The sequence below is a fragment of the Actinophytocola sp. genome (assembly GCF_049647105.1).
GTDB lineage: Bacteria > Actinomycetota > Actinomycetes > Mycobacteriales > Pseudonocardiaceae > Actinophytocola.
In genome coordinates, this window is the sequence record NZ_JBARWZ010000019.1 from 1 (window position 1) to 24,669 (window position 24,669).

The 24,669-nt window shown below is 69.2% G+C and carries 26 protein-coding genes and 1 pseudogene; 17 read left to right on the forward strand and 10 right to left on the reverse strand.

The window, feature by feature from the left end:
• Positions 1–37: 37 nt before the first annotated feature.
• From WBA97_RS02695 to WBA97_RS02705, 3 genes are read right to left on the reverse strand one after another with little or no spacing between them, the layout of a single operon-like run.
• Positions 38–661 carry a cupin domain-containing protein gene (locus tag WBA97_RS02695; RefSeq protein WP_424229039.1) on the reverse strand — a complete coding sequence of 208 codons (624 nt, stop codon included), beginning with the start codon at positions 659–661 and terminating at the stop codon, positions 38–40.
• The gene (locus WBA97_RS02700) at positions 633–1,715 is read right to left on the reverse strand and encodes a methyltransferase (protein WP_424229040.1); all 1,083 of its coding nucleotides are present in this window, start codon (positions 1,713–1,715) and stop codon (positions 633–635) included. The genes WBA97_RS02695 and WBA97_RS02700 overlap by 29 nt, the downstream gene beginning before the upstream one ends.
• Positions 1,712–3,349, reverse strand: a complete 1,638-nt coding sequence (locus tag WBA97_RS02705; protein ID WP_424229041.1) for a class I adenylate-forming enzyme family protein — start codon at positions 3,347–3,349, stop codon at positions 1,712–1,714. The genes WBA97_RS02700 and WBA97_RS02705 overlap by 4 nt, the downstream gene beginning before the upstream one ends.
• 192 nt (positions 3,350–3,541) lie before the next feature.
• On the opposite strand from WBA97_RS02705, the gene WBA97_RS02710 reads away from it, so the two are divergent.
• Positions 3,542–4,315 carry an SDR family oxidoreductase gene (locus WBA97_RS02710; RefSeq protein ID WP_424229042.1) on the forward strand — a complete coding sequence of 258 codons (774 nt, stop codon included), beginning with the start codon at positions 3,542–3,544 and terminating at the stop codon, positions 4,313–4,315.
• A gap of 41 nt (positions 4,316–4,356) precedes the next feature.
• Here WBA97_RS02710 and WBA97_RS02715 read toward each other — a convergent pair whose 3' ends face one another.
• From WBA97_RS02715 to WBA97_RS02730, 4 genes are read right to left on the reverse strand one after another with little or no spacing between them, the layout of a single operon-like run.
• Complete coding sequence (locus tag WBA97_RS02715) at positions 4,357–5,262, reverse strand: bifunctional transcriptional activator/DNA repair enzyme AdaA (RefSeq protein WP_424229043.1); 906 nt, start codon at positions 5,260–5,262, stop codon at positions 4,357–4,359.
• A gap of 18 nt (positions 5,263–5,280) precedes the next feature.
• Entirely contained in the window at positions 5,281–6,645 is a 1,365-nt protein-coding gene (locus tag WBA97_RS02720; RefSeq protein WP_424229044.1) for a class I adenylate-forming enzyme family protein, read from the reverse strand.
• A 27-nt stretch (positions 6,646–6,672) separates the two neighbouring features.
• A complete protein-coding gene (locus WBA97_RS02725; RefSeq protein ID WP_424229045.1) occupies positions 6,673–7,773 on the reverse strand; it encodes a 3-dehydroquinate synthase II family protein in 1,101 nt (366 codons plus the stop codon).
• Complete coding sequence (locus WBA97_RS02730) at positions 7,770–8,585, reverse strand: 2-amino-3,7-dideoxy-D-threo-hept-6-ulosonate synthase (RefSeq protein ID WP_424229046.1); 816 nt, start codon at positions 8,583–8,585, stop codon at positions 7,770–7,772. Before WBA97_RS02730 ends, WBA97_RS02725 begins: the two co-directional genes overlap by 4 nt.
• Before the next feature lie 274 nt (positions 8,586–8,859).
• Here WBA97_RS02730 and WBA97_RS02735 point away from each other — a divergent pair, with 274 nt between their 5' ends.
• From WBA97_RS02735 to WBA97_RS02750, 4 genes and pseudogenes are all read left to right on the forward strand, one after another.
• A complete protein-coding gene (locus WBA97_RS02735; protein ID WP_424229047.1) occupies positions 8,860–9,609 on the forward strand; it encodes an AfsR/SARP family transcriptional regulator in 750 nt (249 codons plus the stop codon).
• Positions 9,610–9,956: 347 nt separating this feature from the next.
• Positions 9,957–10,115: pseudogene (locus tag WBA97_RS02740) on the forward strand (hypothetical protein); the annotation flags it as partial.
• A 25-nt stretch (positions 10,116–10,140) separates the two neighbouring features.
• Positions 10,141–10,437 carry a Gfo/Idh/MocA family oxidoreductase gene (locus WBA97_RS02745; protein ID WP_424229073.1) on the forward strand — a complete coding sequence of 99 codons (297 nt, stop codon included), beginning with the start codon at positions 10,141–10,143 and terminating at the stop codon, positions 10,435–10,437.
• Positions 10,438–10,479: 42 nt separating this feature from the next.
• Positions 10,480–11,058 (forward strand): hypothetical protein, encoded by a 579-nt coding sequence (locus WBA97_RS02750; protein ID WP_424229048.1) that lies wholly within the window; start codon positions 10,480–10,482, stop codon positions 11,056–11,058.
• Between the two features lie 112 nt (positions 11,059–11,170).
• Here WBA97_RS02750 and WBA97_RS02755 read toward each other — a convergent pair whose 3' ends face one another.
• The gene (locus WBA97_RS02755; protein WP_424229049.1) at positions 11,171–11,803 is read right to left on the reverse strand and encodes a TetR/AcrR family transcriptional regulator; all 633 of its coding nucleotides are present in this window, start codon (positions 11,801–11,803) and stop codon (positions 11,171–11,173) included.
• An 89-nt stretch (positions 11,804–11,892) separates the two neighbouring features.
• Between WBA97_RS02755 and WBA97_RS02760 the strand changes: the two genes are divergently transcribed.
• Both WBA97_RS02760 and WBA97_RS02765 read left to right on the forward strand, forming a co-directional pair.
• Entirely contained in the window at positions 11,893–13,350 is a 1,458-nt protein-coding gene (locus WBA97_RS02760) for a carotenoid oxygenase family protein (RefSeq protein ID WP_424229050.1), read from the forward strand.
• Positions 13,351–13,479: 129 nt separating this feature from the next.
• Positions 13,480–13,848 (forward strand): hypothetical protein, encoded by a 369-nt coding sequence (locus tag WBA97_RS02765; protein ID WP_424229051.1) that lies wholly within the window; start codon positions 13,480–13,482, stop codon positions 13,846–13,848.
• A gap of 23 nt (positions 13,849–13,871) precedes the next feature.
• Here WBA97_RS02765 and WBA97_RS02770 read toward each other — a convergent pair whose 3' ends face one another.
• Positions 13,872–14,285, reverse strand: a complete 414-nt coding sequence (locus tag WBA97_RS02770; protein WP_424229074.1) for a DUF3237 domain-containing protein — start codon at positions 14,283–14,285, stop codon at positions 13,872–13,874.
• A gap of 120 nt (positions 14,286–14,405) precedes the next feature.
• Between WBA97_RS02770 and WBA97_RS02775 the strand changes: the two genes are divergently transcribed.
• The 5 genes from WBA97_RS02775 to WBA97_RS02795 are packed head-to-tail and all read left to right on the forward strand — an operon-like array spanning position 14,406 to position 18,192.
• A complete protein-coding gene (locus WBA97_RS02775; RefSeq protein WP_424229052.1) occupies positions 14,406–15,380 on the forward strand; it encodes an LLM class flavin-dependent oxidoreductase in 975 nt (324 codons plus the stop codon).
• Positions 15,365–15,880, forward strand: a complete 516-nt coding sequence (locus WBA97_RS02780) for a VOC family protein (protein WP_424229053.1) — start codon at positions 15,365–15,367, stop codon at positions 15,878–15,880. The genes WBA97_RS02775 and WBA97_RS02780 overlap by 16 nt, the downstream gene beginning before the upstream one ends.
• Entirely contained in the window at positions 15,877–16,947 is a 1,071-nt protein-coding gene (locus WBA97_RS02785; RefSeq protein ID WP_424229054.1) for a hypothetical protein, read from the forward strand. The genes WBA97_RS02780 and WBA97_RS02785 overlap by 4 nt, the downstream gene beginning before the upstream one ends.
• Positions 16,947–17,474, forward strand: coding sequence for a UGSC family (seleno)protein (locus tag WBA97_RS02790; protein ID WP_424229055.1), 528 nt, complete (start codon positions 16,947–16,949; stop codon positions 17,472–17,474). Before WBA97_RS02785 ends, WBA97_RS02790 begins: the two co-directional genes overlap by 1 nt.
• Positions 17,467–18,192: an SDR family NAD(P)-dependent oxidoreductase gene (locus WBA97_RS02795; RefSeq protein ID WP_424229056.1), complete on the forward strand. Its 726-nt coding sequence runs from the start codon at positions 17,467–17,469 to the stop codon at positions 18,190–18,192. Before WBA97_RS02790 ends, WBA97_RS02795 begins: the two co-directional genes overlap by 8 nt.
• Positions 18,193–18,197: 5 nt before the next feature.
• Here WBA97_RS02795 and WBA97_RS02800 read toward each other — a convergent pair whose 3' ends face one another.
• Positions 18,198–19,145: a hypothetical protein gene (locus WBA97_RS02800; protein ID WP_424229057.1), complete on the reverse strand. Its 948-nt coding sequence runs from the start codon at positions 19,143–19,145 to the stop codon at positions 18,198–18,200.
• Positions 19,146–19,229: 84 nt separating this feature from the next.
• Here WBA97_RS02800 and WBA97_RS02805 point away from each other — a divergent pair, with 84 nt between their 5' ends.
• The 5 genes from WBA97_RS02805 to WBA97_RS02825 all read left to right on the forward strand — a co-directional run bounded on the left by WBA97_RS02805 (position 19,230) and on the right by WBA97_RS02825 (position 24,668).
• Positions 19,230–20,411 carry a CaiB/BaiF CoA transferase family protein gene (locus tag WBA97_RS02805; protein WP_424229058.1) on the forward strand — a complete coding sequence of 394 codons (1,182 nt, stop codon included), beginning with the start codon at positions 19,230–19,232 and terminating at the stop codon, positions 20,409–20,411.
• A 126-nt stretch (positions 20,412–20,537) separates the two neighbouring features.
• Positions 20,538–21,233: a GntR family transcriptional regulator gene (locus WBA97_RS02810; protein ID WP_424229059.1), complete on the forward strand. Its 696-nt coding sequence runs from the start codon at positions 20,538–20,540 to the stop codon at positions 21,231–21,233.
• A gap of 387 nt (positions 21,234–21,620) precedes the next feature.
• The gene (locus tag WBA97_RS02815) at positions 21,621–22,565 is read left to right on the forward strand and encodes a fumarylacetoacetate hydrolase family protein (RefSeq protein WP_424229060.1); all 945 of its coding nucleotides are present in this window, start codon (positions 21,621–21,623) and stop codon (positions 22,563–22,565) included.
• Positions 22,565–23,776, forward strand: coding sequence for an ABC transporter substrate-binding protein (locus WBA97_RS02820; RefSeq protein WP_424229061.1), 1,212 nt, complete (start codon positions 22,565–22,567; stop codon positions 23,774–23,776). The genes WBA97_RS02815 and WBA97_RS02820 overlap by 1 nt, the downstream gene beginning before the upstream one ends.
• Before the next feature lie 13 nt (positions 23,777–23,789).
• A complete protein-coding gene (locus WBA97_RS02825; protein ID WP_424229062.1) occupies positions 23,790–24,668 on the forward strand; it encodes a branched-chain amino acid ABC transporter permease in 879 nt (292 codons plus the stop codon).
• The last annotated feature ends 1 nt before the right edge of the window (position 24,669 follow it).

The following is a 24,669-nucleotide window of genomic DNA, read 5'->3' on the forward strand; positions in this document are numbered from 1 at the left end:
GCTGTGGCCACCGGGCGCACCGCGTTGTGCCGCAACGCTATTCGTCGACGATGACGCCGGGTGGGAGCGCCTCCGGCTCGGCCATGCCGCTGGGCTTGCGATCCTGGTACTTCGCGTAGTAACCCTCGTAGCCGCGCAGCCGCGCGATCGGCGACAGCACCTTGAAGATCAGCCGTTGCAGGAACCACGGTGGCTTGCTGAACCGCATGACGTCCTCGAACTCCAGCGCGGTCACCGCGGTCTGCCACAGGTTGGGCATGCCCTCCGCGTTGGTACTGCCGTCCTGGGCCAGGCTGAACAGCTGCCGGAACACCATCTGTTCGAACCGTTCGCTTGCGCCGCGAACCTCGACGAGGATCCGCGCAGGCTCGTCACTGGCGTTCCACCAGTAGTGGGGAGTGTTCGCCGGCGCGAGCACGCTGGCGCCGATCCGGTCGACGATCTGCGTGCGCCCGGCCAGCCGCACCCCGAGTTTGCCTTCCAGCAGGGTGAAACGTTCCTCGATCGAGGGGTGGTAGTGCTCGCCGACGACCGCGCCGCCCGGCTCGAGATACAGATCCCAGAGGATCCGCTCGCCGTTCGTCACGTCGTTGCCGACCCGGATCACCACTCGCTCGCCGCACGCCGGATTCTCATAGACTTCGCCGCGGCGGACTACCATCTGAATCTCCTTCCAGTAACTGTCGCTCTGTTCGATCGGTCTCTGGTTCCGGCGACGCGATCAGCAGGGTGGTCTCGAGCGCGAGGTCGCGCGTGCCCTCCCAGCGCAGGTTCGCGGCACGGAACAGGTCGCGGTACTGGCGCTCGGTGCGTTCACCGCCGCCGGCCGCCACGAACAAGTGCAGGTCCCACAGGAGGGGCAGCAGGTCACCACCGGAGTCGGCGACCACTCGTTCGACGATGAGCAGCCGGGCCGCGTGGCCGGTCATGGCATCGCGGCAGTTCGACAGCAGGCGCAGGCACTGCGCGTCCGGCCAGTCCTGCAGTACCCGGGAGAGCAGGTAGACGTCGGCGTGTGCTGGCAGGCCGGTGAAGATGTCCTCGGCGACGACGTCGAACCGGTCGGCCGGGAAGCGCTTGCCGAGCTCGGCCTCGGCCAGCGGGACCATGCCCTCCCGCTCGACGAGGATGCCGTGCAGCCGCGGGTACGCGTCGAGCACCGCGGCGAGCAGTTGCCCGGTGCCGCCCGCGACGTCGACGACCACCTTGGCGTCCGAGAGATCCACGGCCGAGGGGACCTCGGCGAAGAACGTGCTGCCCGCGGCCATCGCGGCCTGGAACCGTTCGCCAGCATCGGGCACCGTCGCCAGGTAGTCGTGTATCGAGCGGCCGAACGCGGTCGCGAAGCCCGACTTGCCGGTCCGCAGTGCGGCGGGCAACGAACCCCATGCCTTGTGGAACTCGCGGCCGTACAGCCGGCACAGTGCGTTCATCGAGCCGGGGACGTCGGTGCGCAGCCGGTGCGAGATCGCGGTGAGGCCATAGCCGTCGGCGTCGCCGTCGAACACCTCCAGCGCGACCAGCAGCCGCATCAGCCGCAGCATCGGGTCCGCCGCGACTCCGGTGCGCCGCACCAGTTGCGGCAGGGTCCGGTGACCGTCGGCGACGTGATCCGCCAGCCGCAGCTCGGCGGCGGCCGACAGGGCCTGCGCACGCCAGGTGCCGGTGATCAGATCGATGACCGTCCGGTCCGGATCGGTGACGTTGCCGGTCATCGCGTGACCGGTCCGGCGACGGCGCTGTGGTCGGCCGGTCGGGTGAGCAGGTCCCGGTGCGTGCGCCGCAGTTCGCGCTTGAGGACCTTGCCGGTGACGCCGACCGGCAGCCCCACGCGATCGCGGGCCAGCACCAGCGCCGACAGGCGCGGCAGGTCCTTCTCGGCGAGCGCCCGGTTGCACTCGGCCAGCAACACCTCGGCCGGCGGGAGGTCGGGTTCGGTGAGCAGTACGACGGCCGCGGGCCGGTCGTGGCCGGGTGACGCGGGGTCGCGCACCGCGAACACCGCCGCGTCGAACGCGTTCGTGCTGAGCAGGACCACCTCTTCGAGCGGCAGGCTGTGCACCGGGCCGGTGCTGGTCGTGATCACGTCCTGGATCCGGTCGAGGTGGTAGAAGGTGCCGTCGGTGTCCCTGCGCACGACGTCGCCGGTGAGGAGGTATTTGCCGACCCTCCATCGCTCGTCGAGCGTGGGGTCGTCGACGTACCCCGGCGTGACGCTCGGCGCGTGCACGCCGAGCCGCCCGGCCTGGCCGTCGGGGAGCCGCGTGCCGTCCTCGTCGAGGACGACCGCCTCGCGCACCGCGGGCACCGGCTTGCCGATCGCCCGGTCGTAGTGGGTGCTGTGCACGGTGTAGGCGGTCTTGAACAGGACCATGCCCATCTCCGAGGAGCCGAGACCGTCCACATAGGTCGAACCGCGGTCGCCGACCGCGACGAGTGGCCGGATGTGCCGTTCGTGCGAGGCGTCGCCCATGCCCATCCAGGTGCGCACGGTGGTGGCGGCCCGGTCGGAGAGGTCCTGGGTCCGCAGCTCGGCGAGCGAGATGGGGAACCCGATGACGGTCGTTGGCAGGAAGTCGTTCATCGCCTCGGCCGGCGAGCGGCCCGCGTTGTCGTCCATCATCAGGGTGGGCAGGCCGAGCATGAGCGCGAGGCTGACGTAGCTGAGCCCGGCAGAATGGCTCTGTGGCAACGCGGAGAGCAACCGATCGTCCACACGCGAAGGAAACGTCCACAACCGCCGGCGCTTGCCCGCGAAGAACGACCCGTGGGTGAAGGTCGTCGGCTTCGGCGTACCGGTGGTACCGGACGAGTGCGAGATCAGCACCATGTCGTCGGGCAGGTGGTAGTGACGCGGCGGTGTCACGGTGGACCGCGCCGAGGCGTCGAAGCCGGCGACCTCGACGGTCGGGACGCCGAACCGCGGTCCGGCACCGTCGAAGACGAGTTCGCGATCGCCGATCACCAGGTCCGGCGCCGCGCTGGCCATGAACTTCGCCACGACGTCGACGGCCATCCTCGGGTTCGCCAGCACGGTCACTCCGCCGAGGCTCGTGATCGCGATGTGGTGCAGGAGTCCCGCCAGACCGTCCGATGTGTACACGCCGACGCGGGTGCCGTGGCCGACGCCGCGCTCGGAGTAGGCGGCCGCGTACCTGATCACCGTGCTCCGCAGGCGGTTCAGTGACCAGCCCTGCATGCCGCGCCGGTCGTACTGGTGCAACAACGCGCGCTCACGCGCCTTGGCGGGCGCGATGCGGTAGGCATGCCAGAAGAAGTTCCCGGCGCCCAGGCCCGCCGTCAGCGCGAGGCGCAGGCGACGAGGCAGAGATCTGTGAGTTCCGGTCACGTACATCGCGAATTCCTTGCCATCGTTGTGGTCGGCGGCTCGGCCTCGACGCTACGGCTCCCGCCGCGCCGGACCGCTCGGCATCTTGCTGGAATGCTGGGAATCGGGCGCAAGAAACCGGAGGAGACGCTCGGCCGCGCGCCCATAGGCTCGGTCGGGACATCTCGCTGCCGGGCCACTGGAGGAACAGCCATGACGACGCTGGCGGGGCGGACCGCTCTGGTGACCGGCGGCAGCCGGGGGATCGGTGGCGCGATCGCGACCAGGCTGGCCGCGGACGGCGCGACGGTGTACGTGCACTACGGAAGCCGTGACGCCGCTGCGAAGGAGACGGTCGCGGCGATCGAGGCGAACGGCGGGCGCGCGGTCGCGATCAAGGCGGAGCTCGGCGCGGACCCCGGCGACGGTGTCGCCTTGTTGTGGGAGCGTTTCGACGCCGCGTGTGCGGAGCGGGGCGAGCCGGCGGAGCTGGACATCCTGGTGAACAACGTCGGCGTCACGTTGCCTGGCCGGATCGGGGAGGCCACGGTCGCCGACTTCGACCGGATGATGGCGCTCAACACCAGGACTCCGTTCTTCGTTACCCAGCAAGGCTTGCGCCGCCTCCGGGACGGCGGCCGGGTGGTGACCCTCTCGTCGGCGGTCACCCGGCTGGCGCTTCCTGATGCGATCGCCTACGCCATGTCCAAGGCCGCGCTCGACGTGTTCACCGTGGTGCTGGCCAAGGAGCTCGGTACGCGCGGGATCACCGTCAACGCCGTCTCTCCTGGATGGACGGACACCGAGCCGAACGCGCCGGTGCTGCGTGACGATCCCGGAGCCGCCGCCGCGATCGCGGCGCAGGCGGCGCTCGGCCGGTTCGGTCAGCCGGCGGACGTGGCCTCGGTGGTGGCGTTCCTGGCCGGACCGGACGGCGCCTGGGTCACCGGCCAGGTGCTGGACGCCAGCGGTGGCATGCGGCTGTGAGGCCCCCGGGTGCCGCCCGCCGTGGTGCTTCCCGGGTCACGTCACGCGGTGCCGAGCAACCGCGGTGCGAAGATCGTGTCGGAGGTCGCCGCCCAGATCCGTTCCCGCAGGATGGTCGCACGGGCGTCGGCCGGTAGCGTCGCGGACGGAGCGGGTTCGGTGGCCGCCGCGATCCGTTGCCGCATCGGCTCGGTGACGTCGTCCGGCAAGGGTGTCAGCCTGGCCCGCTCGAAGTGGCGGGCCAGCCGGGCCGACAGGTCGGCTGGCGTGTCGTTCCTGGCACCGAGCAGCACGTCGCACACCCCTCGGTCCGCGAACGCGACGAGCACCGGGCCCGGCGCGCAGTCACCGACCCAGTACCGCAACTCGACTCCGTCGCCGCCTGCGCGGAAGGCGGACGGCGTCATGCCGAGGATGTCGGACACGCACGCGTAGAAGTGCCCGCTCGAATTGAAACCCGCGCTGTAGATGGCATCCGTGACCGTCTGCGCGCCGGCGAGTTCCGCCCGCAGCCGTTGCGCCCGGCACGCCGCGACGTACGAGTGCGGTGTCAGTCCGGTGACCGCCTTGAACACCCGATGGAAGTGGAACCGGCTGAACCCCACCGACATGGCCACCTCCTCGAAGCCGGGAATCGACGTCTCGTCCGCCAGCCGGACGCACGCCGTGGCGACGGCGTCGAGGTACGGGTCGCACTCGGCCGGGTCGAGGGGACGGCAGCGGCGGCACGCCCGGAACCCGGCGCGCTCCGCGTCCTCCGGTGTCGCGTGGAACAGGATGTTCTCGCGCCGGGCCGGACGCGACACGCAGGATGGTCTGCTGTAGACACCCGTGGTGCGGACCGAGTAGTAGAACCACCCATCGGCACGGGCGTCCCGGTCGCGCACTGCCTGCCAGCGTTGTTCGTCGCTCCAGTACGGATCCCGCTCGGGCTGATCGGTACGCATTGTTTCCTTCCGGGTTGGTCAGCGGCCTGCGGCGAGAACGCGGTACGCCTGCAACCGCTCTGGGTCGCGCAACAACTTGCCGTTCGCCGTGCGCGGCAACGTGGGCAGCACGTGCAGGCGGATCGGCGGCGGCGCCGAGCCGAGCCTGCCGCGGCACCACGCCGCCATGTCGTTGGCGGTGAACAGACCCGGCCCGGCGATGTGTGCCTCCACCATGTCGGCGCCACCCAGCACCACCGCCTCGCGGATCAGCCCGTGGTCGCGTAGCGCGCGCTCGATGGCGAGCAGGTCGACGTCCGCGTCCATGCCGGCGCCGCCCGCCCGCCCCAGCAGTCGCAGGACGCCGGAACGGGAGTCCTGGTGGACCAGGTCGCGGGTGTCGAACCAGCCGCCGCGGTTCGCGGCGTTCGCCACGAGATACGGCGATTCCGGCAGGCGCACCTGGAGCGTGCCGGCCACCACCCTGGTACGGAGGCCGGGCACCGGCCTGCCGACCGCAGGCGCGTGCTCGCCGTGCAGGTCGGCGGCCACCAGCCCGGTCTCGGTGGTGCCGTAGGCCTGGCCCACCGGTACGCCGTGCCGGTTCGCGAAGCGATGAGCGACCCGGTTGGGCAGCACCTCGCCGCCGGAGAGCGCCACCCGCAGGCGGCCGGGCAACGCGGGAAGCTCCGCCAGCGTCTCGATGTGGTGGGGCGCCGCGATGAGCACATCGGCCGCCGATAGCGCCGCGAGCACCAGGTCCGGCCGAGGGTTCGGGCAGAACGCCATCGTGGCCCCGACGTTCATCGCGTGCAGCACGCCGCCGATGAGGCCGAAGGACCGCGCGGGTGACTCGAGCAGCAGCACCGTGTCGCCCGCGACGGGCATGCCGGGCAACTCCGTCATCCGGTCCAGCTCCATGAGAAGCGAGGCCGCGGTGCGTCCGGCCGGCTTCACCGGGCCGGTGGTGCCCGACGACAGCTGGACCAGACAGTGATTGGTGCGTGCGGGCGTCCCCGCCGGGTCCCGGCGTACGAGCACCTGGCACTCGTCGGCGAAGACCTGCCGGAGGCGTGGTACCGCACCGATGGTGAGGTGGAACTGCGGCCGGTCCTGGCCGAGTGCCCGGACCAGATCGGCCTGGGACACATGCGCTTCGGCGAGAAATGCCTGAGCGCCGAGCTCCCAGATCGCGAACAACGACCACAGCTGGGTGAAGCTGGCCGTGCCGTGCACGGCCACCGTGCTACCGGACTTCACGCCAAGCCGTGCGAGGAGTTTCACCATCCTGGACACCTCGGCCCGGAAACGGCACGCGGTGACGGTGTTCGCTCCGCGCGCCGTGATCGCGGCGGGATCGATCGCATCGAGCAGTTCGGCACCCCACCAATCGGTGCTGGTCACGCTGCCTCCCCATCACTCGCGCGGTGGCTACTTCTCCAGGCAGAACTCACCGACCGGCCAGCCGACGTGGCGCTTGTCGGTGACGAGGTAGCCCAGCACCTGGTCGGCGGGCCTGAGCTCGGTCACGTTGAGCACCGCGCCACCAGGTCCGAGCACGCGCACATGCCAGTCGTCCTGGACGATCAGGTTGACGGGGGTGCCGTCCTCCGAGATCGCGTTGATGCTGAGCAGCGGCCGCGACTCGAGCTTGATGCGTCCCACCACGATGCGCCGGGTCCGCCCGTCGGCACCGACACCGAGTACGACGCTGCCTGCCTTGAGCTCACTCAGGTAGTTGGTGCGGTTGTCCGCGCCGTAGACGTAGGAGTGGAGCGCGCCGGCGTTGATCCGGAAGGGCCGCGTCGGCATGTACGGCAGCGGGTGGGTCTCGCTGCAGCACAGGATGAAGCCCTGCGAGTAGGAGCCGACGAGCATGCCCTCGTCCGGCTCGAAATGCGTGCAGGTGTCGATGCACACCCGGTCGCCGAGGCCCCGGTGCTCGATGGACTGGATGGTGAGCTTCGTGAGCGCCAGTGCCGGTGTGGTCGACTGCAGCAGCCTGACCAGCTCGAACACCTCGGCGGCCGACGGCGGTGCGTGCAGCACCCCTTCGGAGCCCTTCTCAAGGACATCGATGATGATCCCGGCTTCCTCCAGGTCCGCGGCCTGGCAGATCAGCTGTCCGTCCGCCGCGTCCGCGGCGGCGATGACGATCTCCAGGGGAATCTTGGTCGGGTCGCGGAACTGCACGATGGTGTAGGGGAGAGTCGACGCGGCCCGGCACGCCAGGTCCAGTGACGCGTCGTTGTCGACGTGCACCAGCGCCGCGATGTCACCCCCGGCACGATGCCGGGTCTCCAGCGCGCGTAGTTCCTCGACCGACGCGGCCGTGCAGAGGGGGATGATCCCGTCGGTGGCCGTGTTCGGATCATCGGTCATCAACACGCGTTTCACGGTGTTCGGCAGCGGGTCCAGCTGCGCACGATCGTCCGCAACCACGGCGTCCACCCGTGCGTGGAGGGAGGCGTCGACGACGGCCTCCCGATGAGCGTCGGAGACTGTTCGCAGGTCGATCCAAGCGAGCTTCACGAAACACCAGCCATCTCTGTGTCGTGGGTGGGAGCCGGTGTGGAGGCCGGCTCGTGGACGATCGCGGTCAGCGCCCTGACCACGCCTTGCGGATCGGCGTCGCTGAACACGCGCCGACCCATCGCCAGCCCGCCGCAGCCGGCGGCCATCGCCGATCGGGCGAAGCCCGTGACGGAACCGGTGCTGCTGGCACCACCCGCGACGATGACGGGCAGGGGGGTGCTGGCGACGATTTCGGCCATGCGTTGCGGGGGAGTCGTCAACACGGTCTTCACGATGTCCACGCCGAGATCGGTGGCGACCGCCACGACGTGGGAGACCAGCTCGGGCATCGTCGGATCGGCGATACGTGGGCCCCTCGGGTACATCATCGCCAGGAGCGGCACGCCCCAGTTGTCACACGCGGCGGCCACCGTGCCCAGGTCATGGAGCTGAGTGGTCTCGGTGTCCGAGCCGATGTTGATGTGCACGCTGACGGCGTCCGCGCCGAGACGAACCGCTTCCTCGACGTCCCCGACCAGCGTCTTGGCGTTGCTGTCGGGTGCGTACGCGGTGCTGGCACTGAGCTGGACGACGAGGGCGCGTCCGGCCAGGGACCTCGGGCTGATGGTCCGCGCCCGGCCCTTGTGCACGACCACCCCGTCCGCGCCGGCCGCGCAGACCGCGTGGACCAACTGGTCGAATCCCTGCGCCGAAGCGATGGGACCATCCGACACCGAATGGTCGAGCGGGATGAGGAGGTACTTTCCGTCGCGTGGGCGGGACAGTCTTTCCATGCGTACGGACTTACCTGACAGGAACGTAGTCGACATGTCTCTTCCACCGTTCAAGATTGGATCGCGTCAACCCGTGCACGATCTTCACCGGCCGGGCGTCGCTGTCACATTTTGAGCGTGGCAGGAGCTGCTGAGGATTCGATCGAGGCTGATTTCCGCACACTCCGGCGCCGCGGCGTACGATCGGGCAGACGGTGGCGCCCACGGCGAAATTCACTGGTTCGGAGTAGTCCGGTGGCGTTACGATGAACGATGGTCGCAGGTCGATCAACTGTCGGGGGTGATTGTGCGCATTCGTGTGCTCGGTCCGATGTCGATCATTCAGGAAGGACGGACATATCTGCCGAGTGCTCCAAAGTCCAAGCAACTGCTCGCCTTATTCTTGCTCAATGTGAATGTTCTCGTCACCATTGACGCGTGTGTTGAAGAACTCTGGGGGAGTGCACCACCGAAGTCGGCATTGGCGACATTACAGACATACGTCCTGCAGATCCGGCGGGTGATGCGGACGATGCCGTTCGACAACGCGGGCCACGACGAACCGCTCCAGACGCGCAATCAGGGGTACCTGTTCACCGCGGAGCCGAGCGACGTCGACCACCTGGTCTTCGAACACCGGGTGACCCGAGGCCGACAGGCCGTTCGCCGCGGCGCCGACGCGCAGGCCTCGGCGGATTTCGCCGAGGCTCTCGATTTGTGGCGAGACGAGGTGGTGTCCGATGTGCAGATCGGCCCGCTGCTCAGCGTGCACCGGATCACCTTGGCGGAGACGCGTCTCAGCGTGCTCGAGCTCCGGATCGAGGCGGATCTGCGGTTGGGACGGCATCACCTATTGCTGGACGAGCTGTCGATGTTGAGTAGTGAGAATCCACGGCACGAGAACATCAATGCTCAGTACATGATCGCTCTGTTCCGCTCAGGATATCGTACCCGTGCGCTCGAGGTGTACGACCGGTTACGAAGACGCCTTGAGGTCGAACTCGGCATGGAGCCATCGCCTCAGCTTCAAGCGCTGTATGTGTCCATTAACGACTTTCCGGCATGGGCTTCTGGTCAATAGCGGAAAATTTCATATCGGCGATGTCGCCCGGGTGAGTTCTTCGTCGAACGGCGGCGAAAATTACGGGAAGCGCCGGAACGATCATTCCGGCCGATGGAATTTGGCCGCGAGCGGAATTGCCTCCGACAGGATGGCTCGGTGCGCTTTCACCATGCAGACGATCTCTGGCATGACTTTCGGCGCTCGTGCCCGCCGCGAGGTTTCGGAGGGAATCATCACGGACCGTGCGCCGGGTCCCGGGTCGAGCGCTACGGCGCGGCAGAGGGCGGAGTGCACGGAGTCCTGGCTGTCTGAGAGCCAGGCTTGACGCCGCGCGCCACGAGCACGAGGTCGGTGCCTGCCTCGGGGTGATCGCGCGGTACTACCTTCCCGCGCTGGTCGAGCATCCGGAGGTCGAGGTGGCGGTCGTCTGCGACCGGGACCCGGCCACGGCCGCCATCGCCCCACCCGGCGCCGCCTTCTTCGACGACGTGCGTGACCTGGTGGCCGCGCCGGACGTGGACGCCGTCGTGGTGACCCTGCCCGAACGACCTGCACCATCCGGTGTGCCGGGACCTGCTGCTCGCAGGCAAGCACGTCTGCTGCGAGAAGCCGCTCGCGGTGCGGCCGGAGGACGCCGACGACGGCGGCCGGTTGCTGGTGCTGCGCTCCGCGTCGGCGCGGGACGTGCGCCACGCGCTCCCGCCGCTACTTGGCAGCTCGGCGGTGCTGGTGCGGTCGGCGACCTCCTGGCACGCGGCGGAACCACCCGGTCCGCGCTCGCCGGTGCGCCGCTCGGTCACCGCCACGTTCTGGCGCGGGGCGGGGCCGGCGCCGAGGACCGGTTGATAGGATCGCTCGCCGCGACGGGGGCAGGGGGGGCGGTCGACGATGGCACGGCCGGATGACACGAGGACCGGCAACGATGCGCCGCCGCGGCCGCGGCGGGTCGTGGTGCTCGGCACCTCCGGGTCCGGCAAGTCCACCCTGGCCGCCAAGCTCGCCGAGCTGCTCGGCACCGACCACGTGGAGCTCGACGCGTTCAACCACGGTCCGAACTGGACACCACGGCCGGTCGAGGAGTTCGCCGCCAACGTCGCCGAGGTGATGGCGCGGCCCGCCTGGGTGGTGGACGGCAACTACATGAGCCGGACCAGCGACACCCTGTGGCCCTCGGCCGACCTCGTGATCTGGCTCGACCTGCCGCTGCGGGTCATCCTGCCCCGGATCGTGCGGCGTACCATCCGCCGGGCCAGGGCGGGTACCGAGCTGTGGAACGGCAACACGGAACGCTGGGGCGCCCTGCTTGGCCGCGACTCCCTGTTGGTGTGGGCGATCCAGTCCCAGCGCAAGAACAAGGCCGAGCTGCCCGCGAAGCTCGCCGGGCTGGCGAGAGCCGGCGTGCGCGTGGTCCGGTTGACCTCCGCCAGGGACGCCGACCGGTGGCTCGCCGAACAGGCGGCCTGCTGACCGATGCGGTACCGGGCGCTAGCCTGCGCAGGCTGGGCACCGACCGCATCGACCTGTACCAGATCCACGCCCGGACCCGCGGCCTGGGTCCGCACGACCTGAGCCTGCGTAGTCAGGTGCCGAAGCCCCGGTTCGGCGGATTCGCCCGCAGCATCGCCGAGAACACCTCGGTCAAGGTGTGCGCGACGGCCGAGGGTGCGTCCGTGCCGGTGATTGTCTGCAGGGCGCCGCCGTGGATCAGGACGACCAGGCCGTGCACGAGGGCCCAGCTGATGAGGGACACCTCGTCGGCCGGCCGGTCGGCTCGAACCTGATCGGCAGGGTCCACGGCGCTGTCCACTGCGCTGGCGAGTACCCCGAAGGACTCGGAGCGTGCCGCCACCAGGGCGGGGTCGTCGCCATGGACCTCGTTGGGATTGAACATCAGCTCGAACACCGCCGGGTTCGCGATGCCGAAGTCGAGATAGGCGCTGCCCAGCGCGGCGATCCGGTCGATCGCGTCGGTGTCGCCGGTGTCGGCGCGCAGCAGTGCCCCGGTCAGGCGCTCGAAGCCGTCGACGGCGACCGCGGTGAGCAGTCCCGCCCGGTCGCCGAAGTGGTGTTTCGGCGCGGCATGGGACACCCCCGCGCGGCGGGCGACGGCACGCAGGCTGACCCCGCCCGCCCCGTGCTCGGCCAGTTCGTGGCGCGCTTCACGCAGCAGCGCGTTCGCGACGTCGCGGGCGGCTGGTGCGTCATCCTTCATGATCCGAGCCTTTCGCCTCCGCTTGACATTGTCAAGCAGTCATGCACATACTCAGGTTGACAGTGTCAAGGAGATCGGGAGAGGACGGCATGACCGGCGTACGTGATGACGTGTCAGTGGGATTCCACAAGGGATTCGACGATCAGGAGAACGAGGTCACCATCCCGTCGCTCGAGGTCGAGAGCGGTGCCCTGCCCGCCTGGCTCTCGGGAACGCTGCTGCGTAACGGGCCTGCCCGCTTCCGGCTCGAAAACGGGACGCTGAACCACTGGTTCGACGGCCTGGCGATGTTGCACAGGTTCGACATGGCCGACGGTTGTGTCAGCTATACCAACAGGTTCCTCGACACCCCGGCCCGGCGCGCGGTCCAGGACGGCAAGCTGCGGTACTCGGAGTTCGCCACCGACCCGTGCCGTTCCCTGTTCAGGCGCATCGCTCAGCAGTTCGTCGGCACGCGGTTCGGCGCCAACGCCAACGTGACGGTCGGCAGGATCGCCGACGAGTTCGTGGCGCAGACCGAGGTGCCCATGCCCGTCGCCTTCGACAAGGACACTCTCGACACGATCGGCGTCCTCGGGTACGAGGACCGGCTCAAGGGCCAGCTGACGACCGCTCACCCGCATTACGACCGGGACCAAGGGCTGGCCTACAACTACCTGCTGAAGTTCGGGGCGAAATCCTCCTACGGCGTCTACGAGTTGCCGGACGGATCCCGGACGCGCAGGCTGGTCGGCGAGGCCGACGTGCGAAAGCCGTCGTACATGCACAGCTTCGCCATCAGCGCGAAGTACGCGATCCTCATGGAGTTCCCGTTGGTGGTGAGTCCGCTCCGGATGCTGTTGAGCGGTAAGCCTTTCATCGAGAACTACCGGTGGGAGCCCGAGCGCGGCACCCGGTTCTCCATAGTGGACCTCGGCACCGGGGCCGTCACCCACGCGCACACCGGCGAGGCGTGGTTCGGCTTCCATCACGTCAACGCGGTCGACCGCGGCGACGACGTGATCGACCTCGACATCATCGTCTACCCGGACGCCGGGGTCGTCCAGCACTTCTACCTCGAGTCGCTGCTCGACGGGCCCAACCACAACGTGTTCCCTGCCAGCGAGTTGCGCCGGTTCACCATCGACGTGGCGACCGGCGCGGTCACCGCACGCACGCTGGTGGATCATGCCGCCGACCTGCCGCGCATCAACTACGCGTACAACACCAAGCCCTACCGGTACGTCTACGCCAACGGCATCGCGGAACGCGGCAGGTCCATGTTCCCCGACACGATCGTCAAGTTCGACGTGGAGTCGGGCGGGGTCAAGGAATGGCGGCACGACAACCACTTCCCGGGCGAACCCGTGTTCGTCGCCCGGCCGGACGCCGATGGCGAGGACGATGGCGTGCTGCTGAACGTGGTGCTCGACGCGAACACGGAGACCTCGTACCTGCTGCTGCTCGACGCCAGGGACCTCTCGGAGATCGCGCGTGCCCGGGTTCCCCAGCACGTGCCGCTCGGCTTCCACGGCACCTACGTTCCTACCGCGCCCACCGGCCGGTGAGCCGGGGGCGGGCGGGGTTCTGTGCGGTCAGCGGCGGCGCAACTACAGAGAGAGAAATGTATACATTCGACTAGATCTCGGTGTCATCGTGCGGGAGGATCAGTGATCTGACGTCAGTAATGTATACGTTTGCTCGACGACGGTGGATGCGCGTCGGGTGGGCTGGAGGCGACGATGCACTACCTGAACACCACTCGGCACCTGATCACACCGCCGTCCGACGCGACGATCGACGACCTCATGAAGCTCCTCACCGAACAGATCGTCCCGAGTGCGGCGACCCTGTCCGGGCTGCGGTCGATCTCATGGCTGCTTTCTCACGACGGCATGACGTTGCAGGCGTTCAGCGGGTGGGGGGCGGCGGAGGACCTGTCCCGCGCCGAGCACAGCGACCAGCACGTCAACAACGGCAAGATCATCAATGAGCTGCTCGGCGGCCTCGCGGGCCCGCAGGAGCACTCGTACTACCGCCTGCTCGGGGAACGGTCCTTCGAGTGAGCGGCAGGCGGGCGGGCGGCGGGTCAGCGCAGTGCGTACAACTCGTAGACGAGCACGTCGCCGGTCCGCTGTCCCTTGCCGACGGCCTGGATGGTGTTGAGCCAGGTGTACCGCTCGTCGTCGGTCTCGAACGTCGGTGTCGAGTAGACGATCCCGCCCTCGGCGGGCGGCCGGTCCGCGCGGCCCTGGTAGGTCATCGCGATCGTGGCGCCGTCGTCGGTCTCGAGGACGAGGCGCGCGTCCACGCTGACCGACCCGTCCGGGTGCAGCCGGACCCAGTCGCCGGAGCTGTTGCCGCGCTGGGTCGCCATGACCCGGTCACCCTCCCAGCGCAACTCGCCTGCCTCGCCGATCAGCCTGCCGCCCTTGCCGGTGTCCGGCATGCGGAACTGCCGCGCGATGAGCACCGTGAGCGTGCCGAGTGGTTCCAGTTCCATCGCCACCAAACCTCCTAGCGCCGAGTGCTGTGCCTTGCGCGGAGCGCCACCAGGGGTTGACACCGGCGGCAACAGAACATCATTCTGCGTAGAAGAAGTCAACTAAGGACGAGGTGAGCGATGCCGCTCGGTCTGTCGGTCGCGAGCCGCAGCGGGCTGCCCGCCCGTCGCTTCGCCGAACTGGCCGTCGACGCCGAGGCCGCGGGCCTCGACGCGTTCCTCGTCGCGGAACGGGTGGCCGACTCCTTCGCGCTCTGCCAGGCGGCGCTCGCCGCGACCTCGACCATCACCGTCGGCACCGCGGTCGCCAACGCCAGGTTGCGGCACCCGGCACTCACCGCGATGACGGTCGCCACGTTGGACGAGCTGTACGGCGGACGCGTCCTCATCGGACTCGGGGTCGCCAACGCCGCCCTCAACGAGGGCGCCCTCGGGCTGCCGCCCTCGGCCCCGGTGCCGTTCATGCGCGACTACGTGCGGGCACTGCGCGCACACCTCGCGGGCGACGCGGCGGGACCCACCCTGGACCGCGCGCCCGCGCGGGCGGACGTCCCGATCTACGTCGCGGGCCTGCAGCCGCGCATGCTGCGGCTCGCGGGCGAGGTCGCCGACGGAGTACTGCTGAACCTCACCACCCCGGCGACCCTGCCCGGTGCGCTCGCCGAGGTGGCCAGGGCCGGCCGGGACGTGACGGTCGCCTGCATACTGCCGTGTGCGGTCGGCACGGGCGCCGGCACGGCGGGCCGGGAGCTCGTCGTCGGCTACGCCCTGCATCCCGCCGCCGCCAAGCTGTTCGCCACGAGTGGTTACCTCGGCGAGATGACCGCGATCGCCGGCCTGCTGCGCGACGGCGAGCGCGCGCGGGCACTCGACCTCGTCACCGACGCCATGGTCGACGACTTCCTGCTGCACGGCGACGAGCACGACGTCGCGAAGCGCATCGCCACCTACCAGGCCGCGGGGGTCGACCTGCCGATTCTCTTCCCGATCGCCGAGGAAGGCGACTGGGACAGAGCCGTCACGGCGACCATCGACCTCGCCGCGAAGATCCGTCCGTCCATCACGAAAGAGGTTTCGGCATGCCCGCGCCCATGACCCGGCCGAAAGGCCTCAACCACGTCGCCTACGTCACCAAGAACACCGGCGAGACACACCGCTTCTACACCGAGGTGCTCGGGATGAAGCTCGTCGGCCACGCCCAGGAGGACTCCGTGGGCAGCACCGGCGAGAAGATGAAGTTCCTGCACACCTTCTTCGAGATGGAGGACGGCAGCTGCATCGCCTTCTTCGAGATCGAGGGCGTCGACAAGGACCACCACGACACCCCGCTGCCGCGCTGGGCCGCGCACTTCGCGATGTCGGTGGAGAGCATGGACGAGCTCGAGGCGGCCCACAAGCGCCTGCTCGACGAGGGCATCGAGGTCCGAGGCGTCGTCGACCACGAGGGTACGTGGAACTCCATCTACTTCTTCGACCCGAACGGTGTCCGGCTGGAACTCACCTACCAGAGCCGCGAGCTCGACGAGAACGACGCGTCATCGGCACGGGTCGCGGTCGCCGAGTGGGTGGAAGAACACCGCAGGGGTCGCGCATGACCGCCACGCTCACCTCGGCAGCCGTCGAGGCGGCCGACGAGCAGGCGGTCCGGGACCTCTTCACCCAGCGTGGCTGGGGTGACGGCCTGCCGGTGGTGCCGCCGACGCCGGAGCGGGTCGCGAGGTTCGTCGAGGCGTCGGGCGTCGCGCCGGACGCCGTGATCGGCACCCTTCCCGAGCAGGGCCGCGTGCTCACCTGCGAGAAGATCGCGGTGAACGCGGTGGCCGCCGGTTGCCGCGAGGAGTACATGTCGGTGCTCCTCGCGATCGTGCGTGCACTGTCGACGGAACGCTTCTGCTTGCACAGCACGACGATCAGCGGAGCGACGACGCCGCTGGTGATCATCAGCGGCCCGGTGGTGAACCAGATCGCGGTGAACACCTCCTTCAGCGTGTTCGGTCCCGGCCACCAGGCCAACGCCACGATCGGCAGGGCCGTCCGGCTGATCCTGCAGAACCTGTGCGGTGGCGTGCCGGGCGTCATCGACAAGGCGACCTTCGGCCATCCCGGCAAGTTCAGCTACTGCATCGGCGAGAGCACGTCGGCGAACCCGTGGGAGCCGATCCACGCCGACCGCGGCGTGCCCGAGGACGCGAGCGCGGTGACCGTCTTCGCGGGCGAGGCACCGATCTACGCCCGCAACGACTGGGCCAGCGAACCGGGTCCGATCCTGGCGACGATCGCCGACGCGATGCTGCCGTCGCACTACGCCGGTGGCTGCTTCGTCGTGGTGATCGGTCCGCTGCACGCGGCGATCCTGCACAAGGCGGGCTACTCACGCGCCGACGTGCGGGCCGAACTGTTCAGGCGGGCGCGGCGCAGCGTGGCTTCCATGAAGAACGCCGGTCGTCTGCCGGGGCCCGTCGAGCCCGGTGACGAGGACGAGATGCGCACCGTGGTGTCCCGCGAGGAGGACTTCCTCATCACCGTCGCAGGCGGCGACCTCTACGGCTACTCGACGGTGATCCCTTACTGGATCGGCGGATCCGACTCGACGCCGGTCACCGAGGCGCTCTCGCCGGACGAGGAGCAGCGCTGCCAGATCCCGGTTCCCGAGGAGACCTGATGACCTCTCTGCTCGTACTCGACCCGACCAACGGCGTCGCCACGACGACGACGGAGCTCGTCGCACGACCGTCGTCGTTCGCCGGCCTCCGCGTCGGCTACCTGGACAACACCAAGCCCAACAGCGACCGCTTCCTGGACATCCTCGCCGCCACCCTCGCGGCCCACGGGGTCAGTGCGGCGATCCACGAGCGGAAGGCCTACGTCGGACGCCTCGCGGAACCGTCCCAGTTGGACGACCTGGCCGCGCGGTGCGACGTGGTGATCACCGGTGTCGGTGACTGCGCGGGATGTTGCTCCTGTTCGGTCCAGGACGGGATCGCACTCGAGAAGCGCGGCATCCCGACCTTCGTCATTTGCACGTCGGAACTCCTGACCACGGCGGTGATCGCGGCGTCGACGGTGGGCGTGCCCGACTATCCGTTCGTGGTCATCGACCACCCGTTCGGCGCGCTCGGCGTGCCGGAGCTGCGGGAGCGTGTCGCCGTTGCCCACGAACAGATCAAGGCACAGCTGGTCGATGAGTGACCGGCTGACCGGTCGCGTGGTGATCGTCACCGGCGGCGCAAGGGGACTCGGCCGCGCCTATGCGGACCGCCTGACCGCCGCCGGTGCCACCGTGTGCGTCGTGGACGTCGAACGCGGCGCTCCGTACGAGGCGGACGTGACGTCGGCCGATGCCGTCGACGCCGTCGTCGCGGCGGTGCTCGACCGGCACGGCCGGATCGACGGCCTGGTGAACAACGCCGGTGGTGCGATGCTGCCATCGGCTCCGTTCGACTCGTTCAGCAGAGCGGAGTGGTCACGGGTCGTCGACGTCAACCTGACGGGCCAGTGGGTGTGCGCGGCCGCGGTGGCCCCGGCCATGCGTGCCGCCGGGTACGGGAAGATCGTCAACGTGAGCTCGACCGTGGTCGCCAAGGGCGGTCCGGTCGGTCTTTCCCCTTACATCGCGGCGAAAGCCGGTGTCGTCGGCCTGACAAGGGCCCTGGCGCGGGAGCTGGGGCCGGCCGGTATCCGGGTCAATGCCATCGCCCCCGGCTACATCCCGGTCGACACGCCGAAGGCGGTCCACTCGCCCGCGGCGGCCGCCGCGCTCGAGGAGCGCGTCGCGGCCGAACAGTGCCTTCCGTTGGTGGGGAAGCCCTCGGACCTGGCGCCGGTGGTGGAGTTCCTGTGTTCGGCGGACTCCGACTTCGTCACCGGCCAGGTCCTCAACGTCGATGGAGGCTGGGTGCACGGATAATCCACTCACCTCGGTGGCGTGGCACCGACCTGCGTGTAGTACTCCGGACCGGCCGTGTGCGGGTCCCGGTAGATGACGAGCTCGCACGGCGTGGCCGCCAGCCCCGCACACCGCATGGCCGGCCACGGGGCGCCCACCCGCTCGATCGGCACGATCGTGTGCGCGACGGCCACATGTGCCTGGTACACGGTGATGTCGTCGCGCAGGAAGCTGATCGGATGCCGGTCGCCGACCACGCCGAGGTGCCATGGCGCCGCGTAGCGCCCGTCCAGGATCTGCCGTCCGCAGGAGCCGCACGGGTCGAGGGTGAAGACCCAGCGGTCCTCTTCCTCCACAACGGACACACCGCCGTTGTGGCCCACCGACATCTTCTCCGCCCATGACGCGAGACGAACCTCGGGAGGCCGCGCGAGGTCCCCCGCCATCCGAGGGGCCCAGATGACGTCGGTCGCATAGCGCAGGCAGTCGTGCAGGCCCTCGGTGCCGTAGGTGGAGTTGACCAATGTCAGCAGGGCGGTCACGGTGTCGCGCCGCAGCGTCTCGGCCGTGTAACAGGCCGAGTGGATCTCCGTCCACCGCGCGAGGATCGACTGCTCGTCCCCGGCCGCGGCCAGTTCGGCGAAGGCGTTGGCGGTCGGGCTGTCCGGTCCTCCAAGGACATCCCGCGCCACCTGTGCCGCGGCACCCGTCAGGTGTGGCACCCCGTCCGAGGGCCAGAGCTCGTGCACCGGGAACGCCGCCGCGGCGGCGTCGTAGCCGTGGCGCTCGATGAGCCACCCGACGGTGACCGCCGACCACCGCGCGTACAGGTCGGTGATGTCCCGGATCAGGGACGCCATGCGGGTGTAGGTGGTGCGCACCTCCTCGGCGCCACCTTCGTGCAGCGCGTCCCTGAGGCGGTCGAGGGGAGGGCGGCACATGCGGTCCAGCTCAGCCTGATCGAAGGTAGTCACGGCTCGATTATGTATCCAATCAACCATGATCGGGCATCGTCGAAGCTTGACATCGCCACAAACTTGGCTGGATTGTATTCAAATATGGAAAGTGTGACGCCTGGGGCGCCGCCGTTGGCCGGGGTGCGGGTCATCGAGCTCGGCCAGCTCATCGCAGGACCGTTCTGCGGTCAGCTGCTTGCCGACTTCGGTGCCGATGTGATCAAGGTGGAGCAGCCGGGCGACGGTGACCCCATGCGTCGCTGGGGCCATGCCAGCAAGGGCAAGTCGTTGTCCTGGAGCGTGATCGCGCGGAACAAGCGCTGTGTGACCGCCGATCTGCACACCGACGATGGCCGGGAGTTCGTCACCGCACTGGCGGGCCAGGCCGACGTGCTCGTGGAGAACTTCCGCCCCGGCACGCTGGAGCGCTTCGGCCTCGGCCCGGCGACACTGTCCGAGCTCAACCCGCGACTGATCGTCGTGCGGGTCAGCGGCTTCGGCCAGACCGGCCCCTACGCGTCCCGCGCGGGCTACGGCTCCATCGGGGAGGCCATGGGCGGGCTGCGTTACCTCGTCGGCGAACCCGACCGCCCACCGAGCCGCATGGGCGTCTCGCTCGGCGACATGCTGGCCGGGATGAACGCGGCCATGGGCGTGCTGCTCGCGCTGCGGGCGCGGCAGCGGGACGGCACGGGCCAGCAGATCGACGTCTCCATCTACGAGTCGGTGCTGTCGATGACCGAGGCGCTCGTCGCCGACCACGCGATCGCCGGGGTGCGAAGGGAACGGTCCGGGTCCGTCCTGCCGGGCGTCGCGCCGAGCAACGTGTATCCCACCAGCGATGGTGAGTTCATCCTCGTCGCCGCCAACCAGGACACCGTCTTCCGCAGGCTCGCGACCGCGATGGGGCGACCGGAGCTCGGCGCCTCCGACGAGTTCGGCACGCACACCGCGCGCGGGGCGCGGCAGGCCGAGCTCGACGCGCTGATCGGCGACTGGACCGGCGGGATGACCGTGGCCGGGGCCCTGGCGGTCCTCGATGACCACGGTGTACCCGCCGGCCGCGTCTACACGGCCGCCGACATGCTCGTCGACCCCCACTTCATCGCGCGGTGCAGCCTCGTCGAGGTCGAGGACGATGACCTCGGGCCGATCCCCATGCAGGCGGTCGCACCCCGGCTCTCCGCGACGCCGGGCGCGGTGCGCTGGGCAGGCGCGGGCCTCGGTGCGCACGACGCCGCGGTACGGGCCGAACTGGGCACGCCCGCCGCCCCAACGGGGTGACCGGCGCCCCTCCGGCGAGGAGCCGCCGGAGGCAAAGCGCAACCGGTTCGGGACATCCCACCCGCGAAGCGGGGCCCATGAAAGAGTGGACCCTCCGGTGTGACCGGAAGCAGGGGAAGGGGAGTCATGGCCAAGGCCGCGGAAACGGCGTACGAGGTCATCCGCCGTGGGGTCCTGTCCGGTGAGTTCGCCCGAGGTCAGCGGTTGCGCGAGGAGGAGCTCGCCACGTTCGTCGGCGTGTCCCGCACGCCGGTGCGCGAGGCGCTGCGCAGGCTCAACGCGGAAGGCCTTGTCGACTTCACCCCCAACCGCGGCGCGCGGGTCACCGCGTGGTCCGAGCGCGAGCTGGAGGACCTCTACGAGGCACGCGCCCTGCTCGAAGGCTTCGGCGCGCGGCTCGCCGCCACGCGGATCACCGCCGACGAGCTCGCCGCCCTGCACGACACCGCCGACGAGATGGCAGAGGTGGCCGAGCGGGGCGGGCCGGTGGCCGACCGGCTCACCGAGCTCAATGGACAGTTCCACCGCGCCATCGTCACGGCGTCCCGCAACACCCAGTTGGACTCGTTGGTACGCGGTGTCATGGACGTGCCACTCATCTACCGGACGTTCCAGCGCTACTCGCCGGAACGGTTGCTGGCGAGCCAGATGCACCACCGCGAGCTCGTCGAGGCGTTCCGCGCCGCTGACGGCGAGTGGGCTGAATCGGTCATGCGGGCGCACATCCTGGCCGCCAGGACCACCGTCCTGCAGTCGCTGCGTCGCGACGCGGACGGAGCGTCGTCGCTCGATTACGCGAAGTTGGATACAAACGGCGAGTAGTAGCAGCGGTTGAAGAAAGTATTTCTGCCCTGCGGATGCACTCCGGCAACCGTTCCCTGCCTGTCAGATCTGACGTAACAGCAGGTTGAACACCTCTCCGGCGCGACGGAGGCGGCTACCGCGGACCGGTAACGATGCGCGCACCGCTCCTGTGGATTGTGAAACGAGTCTTGATTTGCGGGTCAGATTGCGTACAAACTGAGCCGGTCAGCGTTCGGGGACGCCGACTCGCGGGAGCAACGCGACACCCACCGTCATGGTGATTGTGGACAGTGGGCGGGAGTCGTTGCCCTGTCGGGAAAGCGTTGTTAGTGTCCACCCCGGTCGTTCTGACTAGAAGAGAATGTTTCTGCCAGCGACATCGGGCGTCCCACAACGAGGTGATGGATGCGATTCGGACAGGTGAACTCACGGCCGGCGCTGCTCGACGCCGACACCTGGGTCGACGTGGTCGCCGCGTCCGGCGGGCGGTTCGGCTCGGCCGACGCGATCTTCGCGGCGTGGCCGGAGTTCCTCGCGTGGGCAACGGACGTACTGTCCGCCGGCCCGGACAGCGGTGGACGGCATCCGCTCGACGGCGTGACCATCCAGGCGCCGCAACCCACCCCGCGCCAGGTCTTCGGCGCGGGCCTGAACTACGGCAGCCACCTCGCCGAGGCCGGGCGTCCCGTGCCCGACCTGCCGCTGTTGTTCACCAAGTTCCCGTCCGCCATCGCGGGCCCCGGCGACGACGTCGTGCTCGCGACCGACATGGTCGACTTCGAGGCCGAGCTCGTCGTCGTGATGGGTGCCCACGCCGACCGGGTCGAGCAGGAGGCCGCGTGGTCGTACGTCGCGGGCCTCACGGCGGGGCAGGACCTCAGCGCCAGGGACGTGCAGCGGTCCGGGCAGCTCTCGATCGGCAAGTCGTTCCGCACCTTCGCCCCGACGGGACCGTGGATCGTCACCGTGGACGAGTTCGCCGACCCGGACGACATCGGGCTGCGGTGCGTCCTGAACGGCGAGGTCGTCCAGGACGGGCGCACGTCGGACATGGTCTTCGGCGTCGCCGAGCTGATCGCACTGCTCTCCGCCGTCACCCCGCTGCTACCGGGTGACCTGATCTTCACCGGTACGCCGGCCGGCGTCGGGGTCTTCCGGGAGCCGAAGTTGTTCCTGCGGCCGGGAGACGAGCTGGTCACCGAGATCGAAGGGGTCGGCACGCTGCGCAACACGTGCGTCGCCGTCGAATCGCCGAACCCCGCGCAACGTCGGTGGGCGGCCGTTGCCGCCCCGACCCGACAGCCCACCACCGGGCCGGACGTGCCGGCCACTGAGAAAGGGAACGGCTGATGAACAAGAACGGGATCGCCGCCCGGGCGGTGGCCGGCGTGGCGGTCGCCGCGCTGGCTCTCTCCGGCTGCGGCAGTTCGGACTCCGGCGACAGCGGCGCGAGCGGCGGCTCCGGCGGCGGCGGAGGAACCTACAAGCTGGGCCTCGTCACGAGCAGCGCGGGCGCGTTCGCCAGCAACTCGAAGGCGATGCAGGACGGCGCCGAGTACGCGGTGAAGGTGTTCAACGACGCGGGCGGCCTCAACGGCAACAAGGTCGAGCTCGTGGCGGTCGACGGGCAGAACAACCCGACGAGCCTCGCGACGCTGATCCCCGAGCTCGTCACGAAGGACGAGGTGTACGCGATCGTCGGACCGGTCGACAGCGCGGGCTGCGACATCGCCTGCGCGACGGCGAACAAGCTGAAGGTGCCGATCGTCAGCCCCGGCGCGGGCAGGCCGGGCGTGCTCGAGAACTCGCGGCCCTACGGCTTCACCCTCGCCCAGCCGGACGCGGACAACAGCACCGCTGTGCTCACGAAGGTCATCAAGGACGAGGGCTTCAAGACCGCGGCGATCATCACCGACGACGCCAACGCCACCACCAAGGCCCAGGCCGACCTGTTCGGCAAGATCTTCAGCTCCACCGGGGTCGATCTGGTGAAGACGGTGACCTTCAAGACCGGTGACTCGAGCTTCGCGTCCCAGATCACCTCCGTCGCCGGGTCCAAGCCGGACATCCTGGCGCTCGCCGCGGGGCCGGACGACGCGGGCCGCATCGCCAAGGAGGTCAAGAGCCAGAACCTCACGACCACCCTCATGGGCACCGGCTCGCTGCAGTCCGGCGGGGCCGCCTACGTCGCCGCCGGTGGCGACGCGACGGAGGGCACCATCGCCGCCGCGCAGTACGACCCGCACGCGACCGGCGATCCGGCCAGTGAACTGCTGGAGCAGGCGCAGACCGACACCGGCCAGGCGGACATCCCGCTCAACTTCGCCTACGCCTTCGACGCGGTCAACATGATCATGCAGGTCATCAAGGACAAGGGCATCAACCCCGGGGGCGAGATCCCCCAGGACCGGGTGTCCATCCAGGAGGGCCTGAACGGCATCGAGGACTTCACCGGCATGGCCGACAAGACCTCCTTCAGCGATGATGGCACCGCGGTCCGGCCCCAGCTGCGTGCGGTGGTCGAAGGCGGCAAGTTCGTCATCGACCAGGCCGCGAGCTGACCAGGTCACGAGGATGCTGACCCAGCAGCTGTTCAACGGGTTGTTGCTCGGGGCCACCTACTGCCTGGTGGCCCTGGGCTTCAACCTCGTCGTCGGGGCGATGGACCGGTTGAACTTCGCTCTCGGTGAGACCGCGATGGTGAGCGCGATGATCGGCGCTCTCCTCATGGGTGAGAGCGGATGGCCGTTCGCCCTCGCCTTCCTCGCGTCCACAGTGGCCGGTGGCATCGTCGCGGTGGTGGTCTACTTCGCCTCGTTCCGCTTCGTGCCGAAGGAGTATCCGACGGCCTCGATCCTCTCGAGCCTCGGGTTCGGTCTCATGCTGACCGCCATCGTCACGAAGTTCCTCGGCAGCGACCAGCGTTCGGTACCGGACGTGCTGCCGAACGTGCGGATCGACCTCGGCATCTTCCAGGTCTCCGGTACACAGCTGGTGATCCTCGTCCTCGCCGCCGTCCTGACGGTCGGCCTGTACCTGTTCCTCGAGAAGACCGTCTGGGGCACCGCCATCCGGGGGGTGTCCGACGACGCGACGATGACGGGGCTGCTCGGCGTGCCGGTCCGCAGGATCATCCTGCTGACCTTCGCGCTGTCCGGGGTGCTGGCCGGTGCCGCAGGCCTGCTCACCGGACTCGCGTTCCACACGGTGAGCCCGTTCGACGGGTTCAACACCACACTGACCGCACTGATGGTCATCGTCGTCGGCGGACTCGGCAGCGTGAGCGGTGGCGTGATCGCGGCCCTCGCGATCGGCATCATCCAGACACTGACGGTCGCCTATCTGTCCGCGACCCTGCGCGACCTCATCGTCTTCATCCTGGTCGGGATCGTCCTGCTGGTACGGCCGCAGGGGCTGTTCGGGCGGAACGCCGGCGTACTGGAACGGGTGTGAT

What these genes read in the sequence shown, in the direction of transcription:
- WBA97_RS02750 (WP_424229048.1), top strand. Translation starts at nt 10,480, where the DNA reads ATGGCACGGCCGGATGACACGAGGACCGGCAACGATGCGCCGCCGCGG.
- WBA97_RS02755 (WP_424229049.1), bottom strand. Translation starts at nt 11,803, where the DNA reads ATGAAGGATGACGCACCAGCCGCCCGCGACGTCGCGAACGCGCTGCTG.
- WBA97_RS02730 (WP_424229046.1), bottom strand. Translation starts at nt 8,585, where the DNA reads ATGTCGACTACGTTCCTGTCAGGTAAGTCCGTACGCATGGAAAGACTG.
- WBA97_RS02820 (WP_424229061.1), top strand. Translation starts at nt 22,565, where the DNA reads ATGAACAAGAACGGGATCGCCGCCCGGGCGGTGGCCGGCGTGGCGGTC.
- WBA97_RS02715 (WP_424229043.1), bottom strand. Translation starts at nt 5,262, where the DNA reads ATGCGTACCGATCAGCCCGAGCGGGATCCGTACTGGAGCGACGAACAA.
- WBA97_RS02735 (WP_424229047.1), top strand. Translation starts at nt 8,860, where the DNA reads ATGTCGATCATTCAGGAAGGACGGACATATCTGCCGAGTGCTCCAAAG.
- WBA97_RS02780 (WP_424229053.1), top strand. Translation starts at nt 15,365, where the DNA reads ATGCCCGCGCCCATGACCCGGCCGAAAGGCCTCAACCACGTCGCCTAC.
- WBA97_RS02815 (WP_424229060.1), top strand. Translation starts at nt 21,621, where the DNA reads ATGCGATTCGGACAGGTGAACTCACGGCCGGCGCTGCTCGACGCCGAC.
- WBA97_RS02695 (WP_424229039.1), bottom strand. Translation starts at nt 661, where the DNA reads ATGGTAGTCCGCCGCGGCGAAGTCTATGAGAATCCGGCGTGCGGCGAG.
- WBA97_RS02700 (WP_424229040.1), bottom strand. Translation starts at nt 1,715, where the DNA reads ATGACCGGCAACGTCACCGATCCGGACCGGACGGTCATCGATCTGATC.
- WBA97_RS02810 (WP_424229059.1), top strand. Translation starts at nt 20,538, where the DNA reads ATGGCCAAGGCCGCGGAAACGGCGTACGAGGTCATCCGCCGTGGGGTC.
- WBA97_RS02710 (WP_424229042.1), top strand. Translation starts at nt 3,542, where the DNA reads ATGACGACGCTGGCGGGGCGGACCGCTCTGGTGACCGGCGGCAGCCGG.
- WBA97_RS02805 (WP_424229058.1), top strand. Translation starts at nt 19,230, where the DNA reads ATGGAAAGTGTGACGCCTGGGGCGCCGCCGTTGGCCGGGGTGCGGGTC.
- WBA97_RS02760 (WP_424229050.1), top strand. Translation starts at nt 11,893, where the DNA reads ATGACCGGCGTACGTGATGACGTGTCAGTGGGATTCCACAAGGGATTC.
- WBA97_RS02775 (WP_424229052.1), top strand. Translation starts at nt 14,406, where the DNA reads ATGCCGCTCGGTCTGTCGGTCGCGAGCCGCAGCGGGCTGCCCGCCCGT.
- WBA97_RS02790 (WP_424229055.1), top strand. Translation starts at nt 16,947, where the DNA reads ATGACCTCTCTGCTCGTACTCGACCCGACCAACGGCGTCGCCACGACG.
- WBA97_RS02795 (WP_424229056.1), top strand. Translation starts at nt 17,467, where the DNA reads ATGAGTGACCGGCTGACCGGTCGCGTGGTGATCGTCACCGGCGGCGCA.
- WBA97_RS02825 (WP_424229062.1), top strand. Translation starts at nt 23,790, where the DNA reads ATGCTGACCCAGCAGCTGTTCAACGGGTTGTTGCTCGGGGCCACCTAC.
- WBA97_RS02785 (WP_424229054.1), top strand. Translation starts at nt 15,877, where the DNA reads ATGACCGCCACGCTCACCTCGGCAGCCGTCGAGGCGGCCGACGAGCAG.
- WBA97_RS02770 (WP_424229074.1), bottom strand. Translation starts at nt 14,285, where the DNA reads ATGGAACTGGAACCACTCGGCACGCTCACGGTGCTCATCGCGCGGCAG.